Consider the following 19,654-nt stretch of genomic DNA (forward strand, 5'->3'; position numbering starts at 1 on the left):
TCATCAATTCGTATTAATTGATATTGTTAAGGTTAATCCATTAACCCATCTCTCAGTTCTAAGATATTAGTTGCAGTTAATAGGCTTGAGTACCACTGTAATAGCGTTACATAATGTATGAATTTGTTAACATTGCATTAACTTTGGTGCTAGGTATTTGGTGTTGAGTGCTAGGTGTTGGCTTTAAGTGCCGAAATCAGGACTCCGGCACCATTGGGTATTAATCGATTTCGGATATGTACCGCTCAAGGTAGTGATTATTTCGTCTTTCCTTTAGGTTGTGGCTTTCTTCTTCGAGGCGAAATGCCTCATATCCGTCATAGATGCATTCCCCAATTTCATTCCTAGGACAAACATAAGCATTGGATCGATCAAACAGTTCTGTATTGCAGCAAGGACAGTACTTTTTCATCACTACCTCCACATGTATTACTGAAAATGTGCTGTATTGATTAGCTCTGATTACAATGTAGACGTGAAATAAATCTCGTGATGACGATTCACAATCGGTCTTACAGCTGTTTACACTCTATTACAGTTGAGAATAGTCGGACTCGACAGGTTACATCTTGTAAAGCTAATGCATTGAACTGGGCGTGAAGGGGGATGTGAGAGTTAAACACAAAAAATTCGCCCCTTATTTTACAACTAAGCGTCAAAGTGCTTTGCTGAATAGAATAGGGGGCGAGGAAATTTAATGAGTCAGTTTAAGCTTCTATCAAGTTCGTCATTTCATGGAGTAACTTCTCCCGTCTGACTGGCTTGGGTACATAGGCATCCATACCCGCATCAAAACAGCGCTGAATATCATCATCCACAACACTGGCTGTGAGGGCGATGATTGGAACCGGTGAGATTTCGTTGTCTGATTCAAATGATCTGATAGCCTTGGTTGCTTCAAACCCGTCTTTTACCGGCATCATACAATCCATCAATATCAACGCGAATTGCTGATTTTCAGAGTAGATATCAATCGCTTCCTGACCGTTGTTAGCGATATCGTACTCAAAGCCTGCTTTTTTGAGATGAAGCGAGGCGACTTTCTGGTTTACTAAGTTATCTTCTACCAGCAGCACTCGTTTACTCACAGTGCTATTTGTTCGGTTACTCTCTGAAGTGACAGAGGGTTGTTTAGAGATCGTGCGAGTAGAGATGATTGCCAAGATTTTTTCTTGTAAAACCTCGGCCTTGAATGGCTTAGGTATGTAGTCATCCATGCCCACATCAAAGCACCGCTGGATGTCATCATCAACCACGCTGGCCGTTAAGGCGAGGATTGGGGTTGGTTCGATTTGTTGCGCTTTTTCATAGGCTCGGATTTCTTCTGTGGCTTGCAGACCATCCATGACTGGCATCATGCAATCCATCAATACAAAGTGATAGTGGTTACCACTGGTGAAGAGTTCAACGGCCTCTTGCCCATTGTTGGCAATATCATAAGTACAGCCGGCCTTTTGCAGGTGCAATGACGCGACTTTTTGGTTAACCAGATTATCTTCAACCAGAAGCGCATGGGGCACTTGTACTTGTATATTGGAAGTAGCAGTTTGTTGGTTGATTTCTATGACTGACTGGTAACAGTGCTGGAATGCTTTTATTAACCGGCTGCCAAGCAACGGGTAGGTAATGAGTGCATCGATACTGTCGCCAAAGTCGGTCGCTTCGCTGCTCATGTTCCTGATTAAGCATAAGGTGCGGTGTTCACCCTTAAGTGCTTCAATTGTGTTGAGAAGGTCACTAAGCGGAGTTTGGTTATTTTCGCTAATAATGACTACTTGCTTGCCATCAGCCGTTGCCGGTGGGATGAGTGCAGGATCATTAAGGCGTGTATTGATATCAATGCCAAAGAACGCCAGCTCTTTTGTAATGCGAGAGAGTTTTAAAACATCGGCGCCCAGCAAGATAACCTCAGCATCTTGGGAGTGGGCTTTTTTGTCAGCGTCCCTTTCATCAACAGGCAAGGAAAGGGTGAAGTAAAAGCGGCTGCCCACGCCCTTGGTTGAATCCAATCCGATTTTGCCGCCCATCATCTCAATTAGCTGGCAACTGATCGCCAACCCTAGCCCAGTCCCCCCAAATTGCCGGGTGGTAGATTCGTCTTCCTGAGTGAAGGGTTCAAATATGCTGGCCTGACGATCTTCATCGATCCCTATGCCAGAGTCTGAAACTTCGAAGAGTAACTGGGTGACATTATCTGTGTCGTCTTGGCACTTAATCCCAATCGAAACGGTGCCTTTGTCAGTGAATTTGACCGCATTAGACATGAAGTTCATGAGAACCTGACGTATACGGTGATCATCGATAACGACACGGTTTGGCACGCTTTGATCAATATTGACATCAAGGTTGATCCCTTTCTCTTTGACCTTAGGCGCGACAATTGATGCAATGTCGTAGATGGTTTCGCGAATGGCTGTGGAATGGGCACTGATGTGTAACATGCCAGATTCGATCTTAGAAAAATCGAGGATATCGTTGATCAGGCTAAGTAGCAGGTGAGATGAGGTTTCTATCGTATTGACGTAATCTTTTTGTGTGGCGGTCAGTTGGGTATCTGCCAATACCTCTGAAATACCGATTACGCCGTTAAGTGGCGTACGTATTTCATGGGACATATTGGCAAGGAAGCTACTTTTGGCCTTGCTTGCTTGGATAGCCGCATTTTTGGCGGTATCTGCTTCTTCTTTGGCCTCGATTAGTTTCTGTCGCTGCTCAAGTCTTTCAACCGTTAGCCGTTTTACTTCCTTGGCAAACGTACTGAGTTCGTCTTTCCCATTCACGTTTACTGTGATGTGCGAGTCGTCACTGTCTTTTACGCTCAGGAACTTCAGTACAAGCTTCAAGTTGCCTGTGATCCTCATGCCCAAGCTAATACCAATTAGTAGCACGATAAGAAACAGCGATAAGCTAATCGCGAGAAATAGGTTCTTTTGGCTAGTGAAGACGGCGATAGATTCTTCAATCTCCAACCTAACTTGATCCTCGATTTGCATGCCAACAGATTGGAGCCGAGAAAGGCGGGCATTGAGCGCTGCTGTGCCAGCTGCCATCTCTTCGGGTGTAAATTTAGCGATGTTATCACTTTCTAGCAATTGTGCCCGGAAGTTGTTGCTCTGTTGGAATACAGGGTCTGAGAAGGTTTCAAGCAGCAATTTAACTTGCTCTTGATCGGCATTGATGGCCAAGAAGCGATTTAAGAATAATTGTTGGTTTTGGGCGAGCAGGCGGATCTCGTTCAATACTTCTGTACTACTGCGCGAACTGTCTTGGCTGTCGGCAGAAAGCAGCCACTGGCTAAACCAACCCTCTTCTTGGGACCAAAACATTAACCATTCTAATTGGTACAGTGCCCTTAGGTGGTTATCGACTGATTCAAGCAGTTCAGCATAATGTATCTTTTCTACTTCAAGTATGACTTGTCGATAGATATCGACTTGCCATTCAATCAGTTCAAGTAATTCTTCCCCACTTTCTGCACCTTTTATTTCAGTAATATTGGCAATGTAGTTATCAAGCAGCATGTTGACGTTTTTGGCATCTTCGCCGGTGCCAAAGAGTTGGACAACATCATTGCGGATATCACTTGCCAGCGAGTTAGCGGGCTGAGATTGATTTTCAACGATCGCTAAACGGTTAGAGAAGTGGTATTGCGATAAGTCTTCAAGAAACTTGACGGCATGTTGGGCTTTCTCAAGCGAGGTAACTTGAAGGTTGATATGTGAGAGTTGTCGATTAACCAAAAACAGTGAAAGACACAAGGGCATCGCAACGAGTAAGAATAATTTATGTTTTATTAGCAAGCTATTCCAAAACTGACTGAACACTATTTTCATCCTGAAATAATTTATGTGTTTAAAATTATTTTAGGATAAAAAATCAGCAGAAAAGCCAAAACAACAATATGAATGCAATTACATAAAAATTGTGAGTAATGTAGCGCTTTTTTACTTCTTTATGGGTATATAGCTAGCGATGGTATTTTGTTGCATACAAAAAAACGGCCCATTAAGGGCCGTTAACGTTTGAATGCAAAATCAATAGTTAAACAATAAACTTGCTCAAGATTTGATCTTGCTGGCGAACATTGTCTGTTTGCGCTTTTAGCGCAGACTCTGCTTCTTTAGCGGCAGTTGCCACTTCGACACTTAGCTCTTTGATATTAAGCGTATTAGTGTTGATTTCTTCCGCGACTAAGCTTTGCTCTTCGGCAGCAGAAGCGATTTGTAGGTTCATGTCGTTTATTTGCTGAATCGCATCACTGATTTTCACCAGTGCTTCATCCGCCTCTTGTGATTTAGCCACAGTGGTAGAAGCTGTGTGCTGGCTTTGTCCCATCACTGACACCGCAGATTGGGCACCTTCTTGTAGCTGCTCAATCATCTGACGAATTTCAGTGGTGGATTGCTGGGTGCGTTGGGCTAGGGTGCGCACTTCATCGGCAACCACGGCAAAGCCACGACCGGAGTCACCTGCGCGAGCTGCTTCAATGGCTGCATTTAGCGCAAGTAGGTTGGTCTGGTCGGCGATCTCATTGATCACTTTCAAGATAGATTCGATATTGGTGGTGGATTGCTCTAGCTGACGAACAACATCTACCGCCTGTTCAATTTGACCTGAAAGCTCTGTAATTGCGGTGGCAGTATGAGACACCAATAAGGTGCCGTCTTTGGTGGCTTCATCTGCTTGTTGCGCTGCGCTGGCTGCGTTTTGTGCATTATTGGCCACCTCACCCGAGGTTGCAGCCATTTCATGCATAGCGGTGGCGAGTTGGTCTAGCTCTTTTAGCTGAGATGATACCGCAACCGCTGATTGGTGTGCGCCAATGGCGGTTTGTTCGCTCCCGGCTAAAATCCCCTTGCTGAGTGACTTCGACTCAATAATGAGTTGCTGCAACTTCTCGGTAAAGCCATTGAACCCCTTGGCTAATGAAGCAAATTCTTCATCAGCATTGGTTGATAGTCGCTGGGTGAGATCGCCTTGGCCGGTGGCGACATCTTCCAGTGTGTTGTTAAGCTGAGCCAGCGGCTTCATCAGCATTTTTATGACGAGCAGTAGGGCTGCGATACCCGCAACAAGTGCAATAACCGAATAAATAATCGATTCGGTACGCAACTCGGAGACAGTGGCAAAGGCACGGTTCTCATCCAGTACTGCGCCGATATACCAGTCTAGTCCGTCAATCTTACTGAAAGAAAGCTGGGTAGGGTTGCCATTGAGCTCGATATTGGCTGTTTGAGTCGAGATAGGGCTGTCGCCCAGAAATTCTGACATAGGCTTGCCGTCGTAGCTTTTCTCTGGGTGAGCGATGACGGTGCCGTTTTCCGACACGATGAATAGGTATCCCGCATCAAACAAGTTAACTTTGTTAACAAGTTCTGCCAAGCTAGCAAGGCTCATATCAAAGAAAATTGCGCCTTCAAATCGGTTGTTAACCATCAGAGGGCTGGCAATCGAAACCAATAGCTCTTTAGTGACAGCATCGCTATAAGGGGCGGTAATGATGGTATCGCGAGCCTGTTTGCTGTCAATGTACCAAGGTCTTGCCCTTGGCTCCCAGTTAGCCCCTGGATCCCAGTTCGGGTCGTTACTTGTGTAACTGCCATCTTGCTCAAAGCCAAGTCCAGTCAGGACAAATGACTGTTTCACCACCGGCTTGTCAATCACGTTATGGATGCTATCCATATTGAGGTCGTCACTGACAAGGCTCGCAACATAACCTGCCAGTGACATGCTGCTGGACAACTCGGCATTGACGGTATTGCTCACACCGCTAATGATCGCTTTGGTGCTTTGAGTGATATGCGATTCTATCGATTGTTTGGTGTTGTAGTATTGGTTGATTGAAAGCAGCGATAGGGCTGCGAGTAGTATTGCTGATGAAGTAGCAACAACTTTATGACTGAACTTCATATAATCCCTCAAAAGTACAGGTGTTAAGGTGGTACAACTAAACTGCTTTTAAGCTTCTTGGCTCTTCTTGAAGGCGCTTAATTTTAGTTATTGATATTAAAGTAACTGGGTTTAAGTAAACTCGGCTATAGAGTATGTCGGCGCGGTAATAAAATTGTTAATACTGATTTGGTGTTTGTGTGATCGCACGCATTCTTTTACGGAGTAATTTACTGCTTTTGAGGGTTTTGGTAGGCGTTGCTGTCAGAAAAATAAGACAGGGTGGCTCGTTATGGGAGGCAAGGCTGATAAAGCAAGGAACTAAAAAAGGCAGTATAAAACTGCCTTTGGTATTTGGTGACTATTTGTGTAGGTATTAGTCAATTAGGCCGTACTGCTCACGAAGCACTTCGATGATTTCTGCTTTCGGGTTCTGGCTTAGTACGATTTTCTCGCCAGTCACTTTTTCGGCAATGCCGGTGTACACCTTAGAGACTTCCATCAGCGCTTCGACAGGCAGTTCGTTATCGCGAGCAAGGGCAAAGCGCTCATCCATACGATCTTTGTTTAGAAGAATGTCTGGCTCAGGGAAGTGGTTCAGCAGCATCTGGCGGAAGCCCTCTTTTGAGTTCTCGACAATCTTACCGTCACGGTAAGCGGCTTCATCCCAGATACGAGATGAATCCGGTGTACCGACTTCATCCATATAGATCAGCTTCTCTTGACCTGCTGCGTCAGTGACGTACCCGAATTCAAACTTGGTATCGACGAAGATCTGCGCCAGAGCATCAAGCTCCTTGCTGATCACGTTGAAGCCTTCTTGCAGCAGTTTTTCGTAATGGGCGATATCATCTTTGCTGCTGAAGTTGAATGCTTCGAAGTTCGCCTCAAGATCGTGGCGAGTCACATTCACATCATCGACTTCTGGTACGCCAGGAATGCCTTTCAAGATACCTTTGGTCGACGGTGTCATGAGTAGCTCTGGTAGCTTTTGATCTTTTTCCAAGCCTTCAGGCAGCTCGATACCACAGAAGTTACGCTCGCCCTTGCTGTAAGCACGCCACATTGAACCTGTGATGTATTGGCGGCAGATGGCTTCCACCATTACGGGCTTGGCTTTTTGTACAATCCAAACAAATGGGTGAGGGATATCAAGGATGTGGCTATCAGCAAGGCCATTTTCACGGAACAGCTTGAACCAGTGATTAGAGATAGCGTTAAGGGCCGCACCTTTACCCGGTACACCTTTCAGGCCACCTTCGCCGTGCCAGATGCAGTCGAAGGCAGAAATGCGATCACTGATCACCATAATCGCAAGTGGGGCATCAGGCTTTACGTTGTATCCTTTTTCTTCGATTAGACGACGGCTGTCGGCTTCGGTCAGCCAGTAGACAGAGCGTACTTTACCACTGTGTACAGGTTTGTCGGTACGGATCGGCAGGTCATCATTTACAGCGAGAACTTGATCAGCAAGGCTCATGGCGAATTCCTATTTCAGAAGATAACGAAGAAAGTAGGCTAGCGAGGGGCAGCGTGCCCAGTTCGCTACGAATTGCAGGGGATCATATCAGAAGAACTTTGCCCTTTCAGCAAGAAAAGCAAACGTTTGCGCAAAATTATATTACATACGAGTGAGAATCTGGTTTAACTGTTCGAAATTTCTGCACGGTGAGTAGTGGAACTGTGGCAAAATCACTGTCCTTTTGTTTCTTGCTAGGCCTGCTATGACCCGTTATACCACAGAACAATCTGCATTTATCCAGCACCAAGACGGCAATGCATTGTGTATCGCGGGGGCCGGAACGGGTAAAACGACCACCTTGGTTGGGCTGATTGAGCAAAAGCTAACGTCTGTGGCGGCAGAAGAAATGTTGGTGATGATGTTCAACCGTGATATTCGCACTGACTTTCAGGCCAAGCTAAAAGGGGCAGGAATAGAGCAAGCCGTCCCGGTTCATACTTTCCATAGCTTTTGTTTGAAGTTCCTTAATCAGACGGGTTTCTTACGGGACACCGGTTTTAGGGTGGACTACCAAAGCGGTGAGAGCGACAAGGCACTAGTGAAAGGCATATTGCGTGATATTGCCGGGCTAGAGAAGACCTACCAACGTCAGCAAACTATCAAAGATCCAAAAACTATCGAATTGTTGCTGAGCTTCATTGGCTTGGTGAAAGCCTACATGTTGTCGCCCTATGAAGTGTTCAAGCTGGCAGAAATCAATCGCGATTACCTGTTTATTATTGATGCCTACGAGAAGTTCGAAGAACTGCGCAAGCAACAGCGAATTTTGTTTTTTGACGATTGGCTGGTGGAAACCGTTAAGCTGCTAGAAGGCAATGATGCGATTCGCCAGCACTACCATCAGCATTGCAAGCTGGTAGTGGTTGATGAGTTCCAGGATATCAATACGGCACAGTACCGTTTGCTCAAACAATTGCTCGGTGAGCAGACCCAGCTTGTTGCGGTGGGGGATGTTGATCAGTGTATTTATAAGTGGCGGGGGAGCGCCCCGCAGTTCATGCTCGACTTTGAGCAGAGCTTTGCCCCGGCAAAAACATATACCTTGTCGCAGACCTTCCGTTTTGGCCATAGCTTGGCACTGGCGGCCAGTCATTTGATTGCCAATAACAAGCAGCGCTTCAGTGACTTTTTGACCACTTCTTGCGAGGGGGTTGATGATACCGAAGTCATTGAATGCGGTTCGGCCCGTCAAGTTGGGGAGATTGCCCAATCGGTACAAGACTATATTCAGCAAGGTGGAAAACCATCGGAAATCGCGATTCTGGTACGCCGTTGGTCACAAACCCTATTGTTTGAATTGGCGTTTTTAAGCAAGAAAGTACCTTACCAGATGCCGGTGCCTTCGGTATTGGCAAATAGCCGTGAAGTGAAATTGCTGATGGAGCTAATGTCGCTGGCTACAGGCCGTTACCAAGCACAAGCGCCACAGCAAAAATCCGCCTTGCTATTTAGCCTGATGAGCTTTCCTCACTGTTATGTGCCGAATAAAACCTTGAAGCCATTGTGCGGTCAGTTGTCGGATATGGAACCCAGTACATGGCTTACTTTCATGGGGCGCTATGAAAAAGCCAACCCGAGCCTAAAGCTGGAAACCATGATTGAACGGTTGGATCTACTGGCACGCTTGATGCGCAAAGGAAGCTTCAAGGCATCAGAGGTCTATAATCAGTACCGTAACGAAAGTGGCCTTGATAGCTGGATTTGGAAAACTGAAGCGACGGCCAGTGAAATTGAAGAAGCCATCGAGCGATTGGATAGCGTCAGCACGGTACTTGAATCGATGGACCAAGATTGTGCCAAGGCTTTGCAATACTTCGAATATTACACTTACCAGTCAGGCCTGCAGAATAGCGGTAATGGAAATAGTAATGGCGCTAGGCAAGGTCAAAATGGCGGGCAAAGTTACGAGGGCGGGCAAGACAGTGTCCAGCTGACGACTATTTTTCGCGCGAAAGGTTGTGAATACCAACAGGTGCATTTGCCGTTTTGGGATAAGGATGCTTTTCCTTATATGAACAAGTCATCAGGCAGTATCGGTGCCGATATCGAAGAAGAACGCAGGTTGGCTTACGTTGGTATGACCCGAGCCAAACAGCAGGCGTGCATCTATTACTCTGCGCCAGAGAAACCGTCACCGAAAGTCACCAATGCAAGTCGCTTTGTGATGGAATCAAAGATCAAGGTCGCGCAAGAGCTTGGCCCTAAGCTCTATAGCGAAGGAGAGCTCCCCTTTTACCGTAGCCCGGTGGTGGAGGAATATTGTCGTCGATTGGGCCGCGCTGAAGATGTAGTGATCCCGAAAACATCGATTTATAGCGAGGCGCATAGCATTGCCGACGAGAACTACAGCTATAAATGGGCCTTGATGCAGCCATTACCCGAGAATGCTGAAAAAGTGATTTCAGCAATGATTCGAACCAAAACAGCCAAGTATTTAGATACTGAAATCAGCCGAATTATCCGAGAGTTGAAAGCGGCAACCAAGACCAAGAAAAAGGTATTGGTTAACCGCCTAATTGTGACTTCGAATGCGAGAAGTCGGGTAAGAAGGTAGTATGGTTTTATGCCTATTCTTAATTGTCTGATTCTTATATACATTTATTGCTAAGTGTGACTGAGGTGTAAATAATTCTGACAGTCACTTCTGGTGAGCTTTTGTTTCTATTTATTGCGCGCCGCAGCACAGCTTTATCAGAGAGGGCTATGGGGCTGTTTCATTGCATGAAATGTAAATCGATTGATTCAGGGTAAATATTTACACATACATTGAGGCGCATTTTTATACTAAAGGCAGGCATATTAGATTACTCCCTTACCTAATTATCAGGATGTATTGGATGTGTAAAACTAACTGTTCTTTTGACTTATCTAAGCGAAACCTATTGAAGTTGTCTGCTGGTGCGGCGGCTTTAGCTGTTGTCGGTGGATTGCCATCTGTTTCTTTTGCGGCATCACTAACCCAGGAAGAAAGGGATGCTATGACACCCGATGAAGTGGTGAAGTCACTTCTTGAAGGGAACCAGCGGTTTGTAGCGGGAAAGACAGTTGAGCATGATTATCTGGCCCAGAAGCGAACCAGTCAGCATGGCCAGCATCCATCGGCGGTTATTTTAAGCTGTATTGACTCAAGGGCGCCGGCTGAAATTGTGTTAGACGCAGGGATCGGGGAAATATTTAACAGCCGCGTAGCAGGTAACGTATCGAACAGCGATATTTTGGGCAGCATGGAGTTTGCGACCGCAGTGGCTGGTGCAAAGGTTATTTTGGTCATGGGCCATACCAAGTGCGGTGCGGTTCAAGGGGCAATTGCCAATGTTGAGATGGGCAACTTGACAGGGTTGCTGGATAAAATTAAGCCAGCCATAGCTGAAACCCACTATGAAGGTAAGAAAGAACCTGAAAATTATGCTTACGTGGATGCTGTGGCAAAAACTAACGTTCAGTTGACCATTGAAGAAATACGAAAGAACAGTGGAACAATAAAAGACTTGGAAGAAAGTGGAAAAATAAAGTTGGTTGGGGCGATGTATGATATTTCCACCGGAAAAATGGAACTGGTGTAAATAGTGTTGAGCTGAAAGAAAAAGCCGTTGCTTGGCAACGGCTTCCTTCTTAGCTGACTAATTGATTAGATTTATTTTTTTGTCACAGCCTTACGTAGCCAGTAATCAGCACTGACGTAACGACCGCCACCATAAAAGAACAGTACAAGCAGCATGACAAAGTAAGTAATAGAAAACTCCATGCCGTTATTAAGGATCACCGGGTCGCCAAGTTCAGTAATATAGTTATAGCGGCCAGGGAAGTTCTCAGAAAGCCACACAATGAAGTTATTGAAGCGCATGGCTGATTCCATGTCATTGGAAGCAATCGCCAACCAACCGTGGCTCCAGTGAACCATTGCACTTGCGACTGTCATCACGACCATCATCGGAATAGAGATCAAACGCGTGAATAAGCCAAGCGCGATACAGATCAAGCCTGACACTTCTGTTGCGGTTGCTAGAAATGCCAGTAGTTCAGGGAAGGGCAGGTTTAAGCCGCCTTCTGCTTTTGGTGAGGCAAAGAACTCGACTGTTCCGCTAAATCCCATGACTTTTGAGTGAGCACCTTCATATATAACAGGCAATAAAAATAGCCTTACACCTAAAAGGGCAATAAAGTCGAATCGTTTACATTTGTCGAAAATACCATCAAAGAAATCGGTGATTTTTTGAATCATAATTTAGTTCCTGATTTTTTACAGAATGTGATTAAAGTAATTAGCTTTTGACTTTGTTAATCTTAATAAGCTCAGTCTGATTAAAATGTTGTACCCAATGAATGATGTGGTTTATTGATAAATTTTCATTGAACTCACTTAGCAATGATTCAAAAGTGACTGAGCGATATTGGCTAAGTGGTATTAATATCAACCGATCATTCATTTTCAGAGGCTGAGATAAAACTTGATGAACTGAATTTCGATATACCGCATAAGCTTGGGGTGTTTCTTCTACCTCATTAAATTGAACCTTGCTACCTTTGACTTGAAAGGGCACCTCTATTAACTGCAATGTTGGGTTAACTTCAATTACACAGTCAGAAAGCCATTGTGCAGACAATGTTTCTGGCAGTGTCATTGTGGTGAGTGGAACACTATTTGTGTTTATCTCAGTGCTAAACACGACCCATTCATACTCTAATAAAGAGGTTAACTGCGACGATAGCGTTTGATTATTTGATTGAACAAAACGCACAAATTCAGTCGCAATATGGTGGAATTCAGGCTCAATCGCATGGCTCTCTTTTATAAAGGCTGTCACCCATTGCTGAAGCGTTTCCTCTGTTAAGTTTTCAGAGAATAGCGGAAATGTTTGGGTGACTACGCTGTGTACATTACCCCATACAAACTCATGATAATTAGCGCTATCTTTATTGCTTAGCATAGGTTTTTTACGGACATTATCAGCAAAGCCTTGCATTAGAGCTTGCATACTCTCGGGCGGATAATGCATAACGTTCTGCCTCATTAGATTGAAGATTACATTCCATTGCAAAGTGATAGACATCATTAAGCTCTTGTGTGAGCTCCTCGATGGAGGGAACGAAATGATCCCGCTCTAATAGCAATGGCCTTGGACCATGAAAATCAATCACGTCTTTCGCTAACTGGATAACGTCGTTTGTTACAGCCTTACCGTGTGTATCCAGTAGGGAGTTATCATCTTGCTTTAAGTGACCTGCAATATGAAAATACCGAATGGCATCAGAGGGCATACCCTTGATCATTGTTAAAGCATCATAGTGATGATTATTTGCATTCACAAAGACATTATTAATATCCAGCAACAGCTCGCACTGAGTCATTTCAACAAGACGTGTAAAGAACTCTTCCTCTGGAATATCACCTGGGTAGTTGTAATAGTAAGAAATGTTTTCTAATACCAGTGGGCGTTGTAATATATCTTGAACCGCTTTAATTCTGTCTGATAAATAGGCTAAATTTTCTTTATGCCTTGGTATTGGCAATAAGTCATACAGGTAGCCGTTATTGTCTCGTGAAAAACTGAGGTGCTCACTATAAATCTCAATATTATACCGGTCGAGAAAACTACCCACTTGTTTAATGAAACTAATATTAAGTGGTTGCGTATCACCAATAGATAAGCTCAATCCGTGGGCAACCAGAGGGTATTTTTCTGAAATACATTCAAGCGCTTCTTGTTTTGCTCCTCCTATATTCATCCAATTCTCAGGTGCCAGTTCGAGAAAATCAATGTCATCGAAATTTGGCTGCTGGCAGAGCACATCCATGTGCTCGTTGCGAAGACCTATCCCTTTGCTTAAAAGGGTTATTGTCCGCATAGCCCACCTGCGCATTTGCCTGGTTGGGCGATAGTCGCTTCTTCCGGTGCTAGACCTTGGCCGGTTAGGCCGCATTTCCCGTCTCGAGCACGAACAAGCTTATCTTGGGGATCTGAATTTAGCTCAACTTTGGCAAATATCTTTTCAGTACCGCATTTGCCGCTGGCACATTTACCACCGTTGTTGCTACTTGGTGCCGATACAACAGGCTTTTGGGCCGCTGTTGCATTGTCTTGGGATTCAGCCTGCACCGTGCCTGCATTCATAGCCAGCACCGAGGTCATTGCGATAGATAGTACGATTTTATTGTGCATTGCTTTGCTCCATGATTGTGCTCATTGGGTAACTAGATATATCTCGGCCTGCGTAAATTGGCCCGTTGTAGTATTTTTTGACGATTTCAATATCTTCGTCTTTTAGCGCTAAGCCTTTGCCCATCCAGTGGTTGAGGACAAGTGCTTTAGGTTTAATGGTTTGTGCAATCTTGCCGATGACCGATGGAGAACCGTGCATAAAGTTAGAGATTTCATCGGCGTGTTCATCAATGGCCATTGGCATAACAAGCAAGTCAGCACCTTTGGCAAAGTCAAGGAAGCTTTCATCCGAGCCATTATTGTCTGCAGAAATGACAATCACGCCTTTCTCTGATTCAACACGGAAAGAGAGGGTTGGTGCATCGCCATGTGGAATGCCTTTGGCAAAAATTTTCAGTCCATCATCCTCGTAGACTTTTGTGCCAGTTTTTTTATGGAAGTCAACATCTTGGATTGATACCGGAAATAGGCCATCACTGCCGTCATATATACCGTTTAGGTAGGCGTATGCCCCTGATTCACGGTTGAACTGAGCATCCATATATTCGGTTAGGCTAGGGAAAGCGCCTTCGCCAGTTGGTCCGGCAATGGCCAGAGTCGAAGAGCGGTCAAAGAAGTAACCACCTTTCAACAGGGCTGGTAAATCAGTGACATGGTCGGTATGGAAATGGGTGACACCGAGAAAGTCCAGTTCTTCCATGCGTGAACCTGATTGCCCGAAGCGTAAGTAAACGCCGGCTCCGGCATCGATTAGGATTTTGGATTTGCCTTTCCACCAGATCACCTCACCAGAAGAAGCGCGAACATCATCTGTGATCGGGCCGCCAGAACCAAGCAACTGCAGGGTAAAGTCAGTATCTACAGGTTTTAGTGGGATTGCATAAGACATGCTTGAAGCGATGGATAAGCCCGTCGCAACAAGGAGTGTTTTTAATTTGAATTTCATAGCGCATACCTTTCTAGCTAAATAAACCTTTGTTCGACTTGTTCAATAAATTCGTTTTTATTGATATCGGTCAAAGCGTGGGGCTAAGATAAAAGATATGTCTGGTTAAGTATATTTGATTGTATTTAATTGCTTGTTAAGGGAAGCTTAATGATTTTGGTTGGGATAGTTGAGTAATACGAAGGGCTGTAAGGGATGAGAATTGCTTAAATAATAAACTCGCCCTAAAGGCGAGTTTTTTATTTATGGGAAGGGTTAATAAGCCCTAATAGGGGTCACAAAGGCTAATCTTGGCCATTTTTCCAACCCTGCTCTTTGCGTTCCATTCGAAAGCCATTAATGGCACCACAGTAACTGGCAAAAATTAAGCCTATTACCCAAACTACATACCACATGCCACTCTCCTTAATACAAGCTTGAATTATTCTTCTCGATATACTGTTCATCTAATCGGCCAAACATCTTGCGATAACACCATAGGGTGTAGCCAAGAATGGTTGGTACCATGATCAGTGAAACCACTGTGACTATGCCCAGCGTTTTCTCACTCGATGTCGCATCCCAAATGGTGAGGCTTTGTGATGGATTCAGGCTAGATGGAATGATGACGGGGAAGAGCGCAATACCCGCTGTCAAAATGATGCTCGCTGCGGTTAAGCTCGACATTAAAAATGCCGTGCCATCTTTCTTATTCCTCGCTGAAATAGCAGTAATTGCTGGCGCAATTGCCGCTAGGGCAGGGATTAACCATAAAATGGGGTTTTGGTTGAAGTTAGTGAATAAACCGTGAGCGACGGTACTTACCTCTTTGTTGAGTGGGTTGGCTGCAGCATCCGTTGCCAATTGGCTTGTGATGACATAGCCATCAAGGTTGTAGGCCCAAATACCCGATAAAACAAACAGTAACGTCGTGGCTAAGGCAGACACTTGAGCAAAATTGCTTGCTCGGTGGTGAAGGTAGCCTCGGGTTTTCATCAATAACCAGGTCGCCCCCTGAGTCAAAATCATACTCAGGCTCACCAAGCCACATAGCAGCGCAAAAGGATTCAATAAGCCAAAGAAGCTGCCTTTATAGCTGGTCATTAGAAACTCATTGAGTTCAAACGGGATCCCTTGAAGTAAATTGCCAAAAGCCACGCCAAAAATGACGGAGGGGATTAAACCGCCCAGACACAAAGCATTGTCACAAGTAGCACGCCAAGCTGGGCTATCGATTTTTGAACGGTAATCAAAACCAACAGGACGAAGCCACAGCGCAGCCAACGCTAGTATCATTGCTATGTAGAAACCCGAGAAAGAAACTGCATAGACTAATGGCCAGACGGCAAAGATGGCACCACCGGCGGTGATTAGCCAGACCTGGTTGCCATCCCAGTGTGGAGCTACCGAGTTAATCATGATGCGGCGTTCTTTATCACTTCTTCCTAAAATGGGAAGCAGGGCGCTGACCCCCATATCAAAGCCATCAGTAATAGCAAAGCCGATGAGTATCAGACCGATAATTACCCAAGCAATAAATCGAAGTGTTTCGTAATCAAACATATCACCCTACCTTAATGACTATTGGCGGAGTTTAGCGCCTTCTCAACAGGCGAAGTTTCGAAGTGGTAGCGGCCTGTTTTGATGGCGCTTGGACCTAGGCGGGCGAAGCGGAACATAAGGAAAGTTTCAAGAATCAAGAACAGGGTATACAGCACATAAACGATAGCCATAGAGATCATAATCTGGCCTGGTTCGAGCTGGGAAGCTGCCATGTTGACCGGTAGCACTTCGCCAACCGCCCATGGTTGTCGGCCGTATTCTGCCACCAGCCAGCCGGCTTCACTGGCAATCCATGGCAAAGGGATTGAAATCATTGCCAGTTTCAGTAACCAAGTTTGTTTGGTTAAGTTAGAGCGGCAGCTGTACCAACAGGCGGTGATAAACAGCAGTGTCATTAGCATGCCGCAGGCGACCATGACCCTAAAGCTCCAAAACAGTGGGGCAACTTGAGGAATGGTATCTTTGGTTGCTTGCTTGATTTGTGCTTCGGTCGCGTTAACGACTGTCTCGGTATAAGGTTTTAGCAGCAAGCCGTAGCCAAGATCTTTTTTGACAGCTTCAAATGCCTGTATGTTTGCAGGTGTTTTCTCGCCATTACGAAGTTTTTCAAGTAATCCGTAAGCCACCATACCGTTACGAATTCTGCCTTCGCTGATCTTCATTAGATCGTCGATGCCCAGTACTTCTTTATCTAGTGAGCGGGTAGCAATAATTCCCATCAAGTAAGGGATCTTGATGGCGTAGTCGGTTTCCATGGTTTCTTGGTTCGGGAAACCGAACAGGGTGAATGATGCAGGGGCTTCCTCGGTATGCCATTCCGCTTCAATCGCTGCCAGTTTGGTTTGCTGAACATCTCCCAATTCATAGCCTGATTCGTCACCCAACATGAGTGTGGCAAGGATTGCGGTGAGACCAAAGGCAGAAGCGACGGCGAATGAACGTCGGGCAAATGTAATGTCACGCCCCTTCAGTAGGTAGTAGGCACTGATACCCATAACGAAAATGGCACCGGTGGTATAGCCCGCCGAAACAGTATGAAGGAACTTCACCTGAGTGACTGGGTTAAATACAACCTCAGCAAAATCGACCATCTCCATGCGCATGGTTTCAAAGTTGAACTCAGCGCCGACTGGGTTCTGCATCCAGCCGTTTGCCATCAAGATCCACAAACCTGAAAAGTTGGACCCCAAAGTTGTTAGCCAGGTAATGGCCAAGTGCTGGCGCTTAGAGAGCCGATCCCAGCCAAAGAAGAAGAGTCCAACAAGGGTTGATTCTAGGAAGAAGGCAATGAGCGCTTCGATGGCCAGTGGCGCACCAAAAATATCACCGACATAGTGTGAATAATATGACCAGTTGGTGCCGAACTGAAATTCCATGGTAAGACCGGTGGCAACACCAATGGCAAAGTTGATACCGAATAGCTTCCCCCAGAATTTGGTCATGTCTTTGTATATTTGCTGGTCGGTAACCACATACATGGTTTCCATTATCGCAAGCAAAACAACTAACCCTATGGTTAAGGGTACGAATATGAAGTGAAATAGTGCGGTTGAAGCAAATTGTAACCGCGATAAATCAGCGACTTCAGTGAGCATAAAATTCCTCCCCGTCAGGCTGACTGACGGAATACTGCTTTATTATTTTGGGTTTGCTCTAAATGTTGAGCGACAGATAGAGCGGAGGGATGGTAATGCTGGTAAGGGGTTAAAGGTAGTCAAACATATGGAATGATAAGTTAAGTTATTCTTAACTTATGTATTGAGTGATGACTGGAATCTGTGATGCTGGGCTTGGTTATTGTCATGATGAAAAAAGAGCAAAGGTCTTATTGAACCTTTGCTCACAGGTATTGTTTGATTTGCCTAAAAGAACAATTTATAGCCCTTGCTGTTGCCAACTCAGTACAAACATACGCTTAGCATGTTGCGTACTTACTTCTTCAAGGTAGCGTGCCTCGCGGTTTTTACGTGCCACCAAAAGCGGATCAGTCACCTCTAGCGGGGTGAGTGATTGGTTGACAACCCAGCCTGCAGGTTCGATTTCAGCCCTTGCTAAATCGTCCTGTAAGTCTGCCGCCTCGTGTACTGGTGTGGTTTCCGGCAGTGTACAAATGAGCAGTCGAGTAAATGACGGATCGCGAAGGCGGGGCAGTAGTCCGCTCACTTCTTCCGAGTGGGCATCGCCTCGTTTTAGTACCTCTCGGTGGTAGCTCTGTGCGGCATCCAACAATAGGATTGTGTGGCCGGTTGGGGCGGTATCGATCACTGTGATCATGTCGTCGGCTTGGAACACGGTACGGGCAAACGCTTGGAAAACAGCAATTTCTTCGATACATGGCGAGCGCAGGTCCTCTTCTAGCAGCGCACGGCCATCATCGTCAAGCTCACCGGCTTCGCTGATCACTTCTTCCTTGTAGCGCTCAATTTCAGCGGCAGGGTCAATGCGTTCAACAGCAAGGTTTTCAGGTACTTCGCCGGCCGCATCTAGTACGTGTGCCGCAGGATCCGTCGTCGTTAGGGTGACAGGCAGCCCTTTGTTGGCCAGCTGCCTTGCTATCATGGCGGCAACAGAGGTTTTACCCACCCCGCCTTTGCCCATGGTCATGACCACACCACGACCACTGGTTGCCAATTCGTCAACAAACGCGTTCAAATCATCAATGTTGTCAGCGGAGAAAGTACCGCTGGCGGTTGTGCTTGCTTCGCTCGTACATTCAGGGGCAAAGAAGGTTGCTAGTCCTTGCAATCCCACTGGCGGATTGGCTTTCATTGCAATGGTCGTTTGCGGTAAGGCACGCAGTTGTTCAGGCATTGCCTCTAGCGCATCGCTGGCTCTTTTCGCTAAGGCGACGGCAACGGAATCTGCCGTGTCTGTGGCTTGGAACAAGCCGTTAATCACTAGGTGCTGATTGGTAATGCCTAAATCTAAAAGCTCAAGGCTGCTGCGTGCCGCTTCTTTCAAAGCAGCTTGATCGGGGCGTGTTACCAGCACTAAGCGGGTGTGTTTTTCGTTTGCCAATAGCTCCACGGCACGGGCATAAAGCTCGGTTTGTTTTTCTAGGGCGGCGAGAGGGCCAAGACAGGATGTACCTGTCGAGTTGTCATCGACAAAGCCGGTCCAAGCTTTAGGTAGCGATAGTAGCCTTAGGGTATGACCTGTTGGGGCGGTGTCAAATACAACACGGTCGAAGCCTTCCGTTGCTTTCTCATCGGCCAGTAGCTCGGTGAATGCATCAAAAGCCGCAATTTCCAGCGTGCAAGCACCAGATAATTGTTCTTCCATGTTTTCCAATACAGCGTCAGGCAGTACACCACGGTATGGGTCGATTGCTTTGGCGCGATAGTCTGCCGCCGCCGCACGTGGGTCAATGTTTAGGGCAAACAAATTATCAACATTGTTAACCGCTGTTGGTTTGTTACTTAACTCAGTTTCGAGTACTTCATCAATGTTAGAAGCCGGATCGGTGCTCACTAGCAGGACTTTTTCGCCAGTCGCGGCTTGGTGCATCGCGGTTGCACAGGCTGTACTGGTTTTGCCTACGCCGCCTTTGCCGGTGAAAAACAGCACGCGGGGGAGTTGGTTGAGAAATTCCAT

At 45.8% G+C, this 19,654-nt stretch carries 14 protein-coding genes; 2 read left to right on the forward strand and 12 right to left on the reverse strand.

Going from position 1 to position 19,654, the window contains the following annotated elements; genetic code table 11:
• Positions 1 to 707 precede the first annotated feature (707 nt).
• The 3 genes from C9I98_RS17520 to C9I98_RS17530 form a co-directional block, all read right to left on the reverse strand.
• Complete coding sequence (locus tag C9I98_RS17520; RefSeq protein ID WP_170111225.1) at positions 708 to 3,833, reverse strand: response regulator; 3,126 nt, start codon at positions 3,831 to 3,833, stop codon at positions 708 to 710.
• 208 nt (positions 3,834 to 4,041) lie between these two features.
• Positions 4,042 to 5,910 carry a methyl-accepting chemotaxis protein gene (locus C9I98_RS17525; RefSeq protein WP_036821332.1) on the reverse strand — a complete coding sequence of 623 codons (1,869 nt, stop codon included), beginning with the start codon at positions 5,908 to 5,910 and terminating at the stop codon, positions 4,042 to 4,044.
• 355 nt (positions 5,911 to 6,265) lie between these two features.
• Positions 6,266 to 7,369: a phosphoribosylaminoimidazolesuccinocarboxamide synthase gene (locus C9I98_RS17530; protein WP_036821331.1), complete on the reverse strand. Its 1,104-nt coding sequence runs from the start codon at positions 7,367 to 7,369 to the stop codon at positions 6,266 to 6,268.
• 244 nt (positions 7,370 to 7,613) lie between these two features.
• Between C9I98_RS17530 and C9I98_RS17535 the strand changes: the two genes are divergently transcribed.
• Both C9I98_RS17535 and C9I98_RS17540 read left to right on the forward strand, forming a co-directional pair.
• On the forward strand, positions 7,614 to 9,965 hold the full coding sequence (locus C9I98_RS17535; RefSeq protein ID WP_107272274.1) for an ATP-dependent helicase: 2,352 nt from the start codon (positions 7,614 to 7,616) through the stop codon (positions 9,963 to 9,965).
• 283 nt (positions 9,966 to 10,248) lie between these two features.
• On the forward strand, positions 10,249 to 10,974 hold the full coding sequence (locus C9I98_RS17540) for a carbonic anhydrase family protein (RefSeq protein WP_107272275.1): 726 nt from the start codon (positions 10,249 to 10,251) through the stop codon (positions 10,972 to 10,974).
• A 71-nt stretch (positions 10,975 to 11,045) separates the two neighbouring features.
• Here the strand turns inward: C9I98_RS17540 and C9I98_RS17545 are convergent, their stop codons facing one another.
• The 9 genes from C9I98_RS17545 to arsA form a co-directional block, all read right to left on the reverse strand.
• On the reverse strand, positions 11,046 to 11,633 hold the full coding sequence (locus C9I98_RS17545; protein ID WP_036825772.1) for an HvfX family Cu-binding RiPP maturation protein: 588 nt from the start codon (positions 11,631 to 11,633) through the stop codon (positions 11,046 to 11,048).
• 40 nt (positions 11,634 to 11,673) lie between these two features.
• Entirely contained in the window at positions 11,674 to 12,375 is a 702-nt protein-coding gene (locus tag C9I98_RS17550; RefSeq protein WP_036825769.1) for a DUF2063 domain-containing protein, read from the reverse strand.
• Complete coding sequence (locus tag C9I98_RS17555) at positions 12,359 to 13,258, reverse strand: MbnB/TglH/ChrH family RiPP precursor modification enzyme (RefSeq protein ID WP_081879010.1); 900 nt, start codon at positions 13,256 to 13,258, stop codon at positions 12,359 to 12,361. Before C9I98_RS17555 ends, C9I98_RS17550 begins: the two co-directional genes overlap by 17 nt.
• Positions 13,246 to 13,572 carry a hypothetical protein gene (locus C9I98_RS17560; RefSeq protein WP_036825766.1) on the reverse strand — a complete coding sequence of 109 codons (327 nt, stop codon included), beginning with the start codon at positions 13,570 to 13,572 and terminating at the stop codon, positions 13,246 to 13,248. Before C9I98_RS17560 ends, C9I98_RS17555 begins: the two co-directional genes overlap by 13 nt.
• Complete coding sequence (locus C9I98_RS17565; RefSeq protein ID WP_107272276.1) at positions 13,562 to 14,518, reverse strand: MBL fold metallo-hydrolase; 957 nt, start codon at positions 14,516 to 14,518, stop codon at positions 13,562 to 13,564. The genes C9I98_RS17560 and C9I98_RS17565 overlap by 11 nt, the downstream gene beginning before the upstream one ends.
• A 284-nt stretch (positions 14,519 to 14,802) precedes the next feature.
• Entirely contained in the window at positions 14,803 to 14,913 is a 111-nt protein-coding gene (locus tag C9I98_RS17570; protein ID WP_158262693.1) for a cytochrome bd oxidase small subunit, CydX/CbdX family, read from the reverse strand.
• 10 nt (positions 14,914 to 14,923) lie between these two features.
• The gene (gene cydB / locus C9I98_RS17575; protein WP_036824943.1) at positions 14,924 to 16,060 is read right to left on the reverse strand and encodes a cytochrome d ubiquinol oxidase subunit II; all 1,137 of its coding nucleotides are present in this window, start codon (positions 16,058 to 16,060) and stop codon (positions 14,924 to 14,926) included.
• An 11-nt stretch (positions 16,061 to 16,071) separates the two neighbouring features.
• Positions 16,072 to 17,655, reverse strand: a complete 1,584-nt coding sequence (locus C9I98_RS17580) for a cytochrome ubiquinol oxidase subunit I (protein ID WP_107272278.1) — start codon at positions 17,653 to 17,655, stop codon at positions 16,072 to 16,074.
• Positions 17,656 to 17,935: 280 nt separating this feature from the next.
• Entirely contained in the window at positions 17,936 to 19,654 is a 1,719-nt protein-coding gene (arsA, locus tag C9I98_RS17585) for an arsenical pump-driving ATPase (RefSeq protein ID WP_036832778.1), read from the reverse strand.

The sequence above is a fragment of the Photobacterium sanctipauli genome (genome assembly GCF_003026495.1).
Taxonomy (GTDB): domain Bacteria; phylum Pseudomonadota; class Gammaproteobacteria; order Enterobacterales; family Vibrionaceae; genus Photobacterium; species Photobacterium sanctipauli.

Coding starts and splice junctions, on each gene's coding strand:
- C9I98_RS17540 (WP_107272275.1), top strand. CDS start 10,249: ATGTGTAAAACTAACTGTTCTTTTGACTTATCTAAGCGAAACCTATTG.
- C9I98_RS17535 (WP_107272274.1), top strand. CDS start 7,614: ATGACCCGTTATACCACAGAACAATCTGCATTTATCCAGCACCAAGAC.
- C9I98_RS17550 (WP_036825769.1), bottom strand. CDS start 12,375: ATGCAAGGCTTTGCTGATAATGTCCGTAAAAAACCTATGCTAAGCAAT.
- C9I98_RS17545 (WP_036825772.1), bottom strand. CDS start 11,633: ATGATTCAAAAAATCACCGATTTCTTTGATGGTATTTTCGACAAATGT.
- C9I98_RS17520 (WP_170111225.1), bottom strand. CDS start 3,833: ATGAAAATAGTGTTCAGTCAGTTTTGGAATAGCTTGCTAATAAAACAT.
- arsA (WP_036832778.1), bottom strand. CDS start 19,654: ATGGAATTTCTCAACCAACTCCCCCGCGTGCTGTTTTTCACCGGCAAA.
- C9I98_RS17560 (WP_036825766.1), bottom strand. CDS start 13,572: ATGCACAATAAAATCGTACTATCTATCGCAATGACCTCGGTGCTGGCT.
- C9I98_RS17565 (WP_107272276.1), bottom strand. CDS start 14,518: ATGAAATTCAAATTAAAAACACTCCTTGTTGCGACGGGCTTATCCATC.
- C9I98_RS17525 (WP_036821332.1), bottom strand. CDS start 5,910: ATGAAGTTCAGTCATAAAGTTGTTGCTACTTCATCAGCAATACTACTC.
- C9I98_RS17530 (WP_036821331.1), bottom strand. CDS start 7,369: ATGAGCCTTGCTGATCAAGTTCTCGCTGTAAATGATGACCTGCCGATC.
- cydB (WP_036824943.1), bottom strand. CDS start 16,060: ATGTTTGATTACGAAACACTTCGATTTATTGCTTGGGTAATTATCGGT.
- C9I98_RS17580 (WP_107272278.1), bottom strand. CDS start 17,655: ATGCTCACTGAAGTCGCTGATTTATCGCGGTTACAATTTGCTTCAACC.
- C9I98_RS17555 (WP_081879010.1), bottom strand. CDS start 13,258: ATGCGGACAATAACCCTTTTAAGCAAAGGGATAGGTCTTCGCAACGAG.
- C9I98_RS17570 (WP_158262693.1), bottom strand. CDS start 14,913: ATGTGGTATGTAGTTTGGGTAATAGGCTTAATTTTTGCCAGTTACTGT.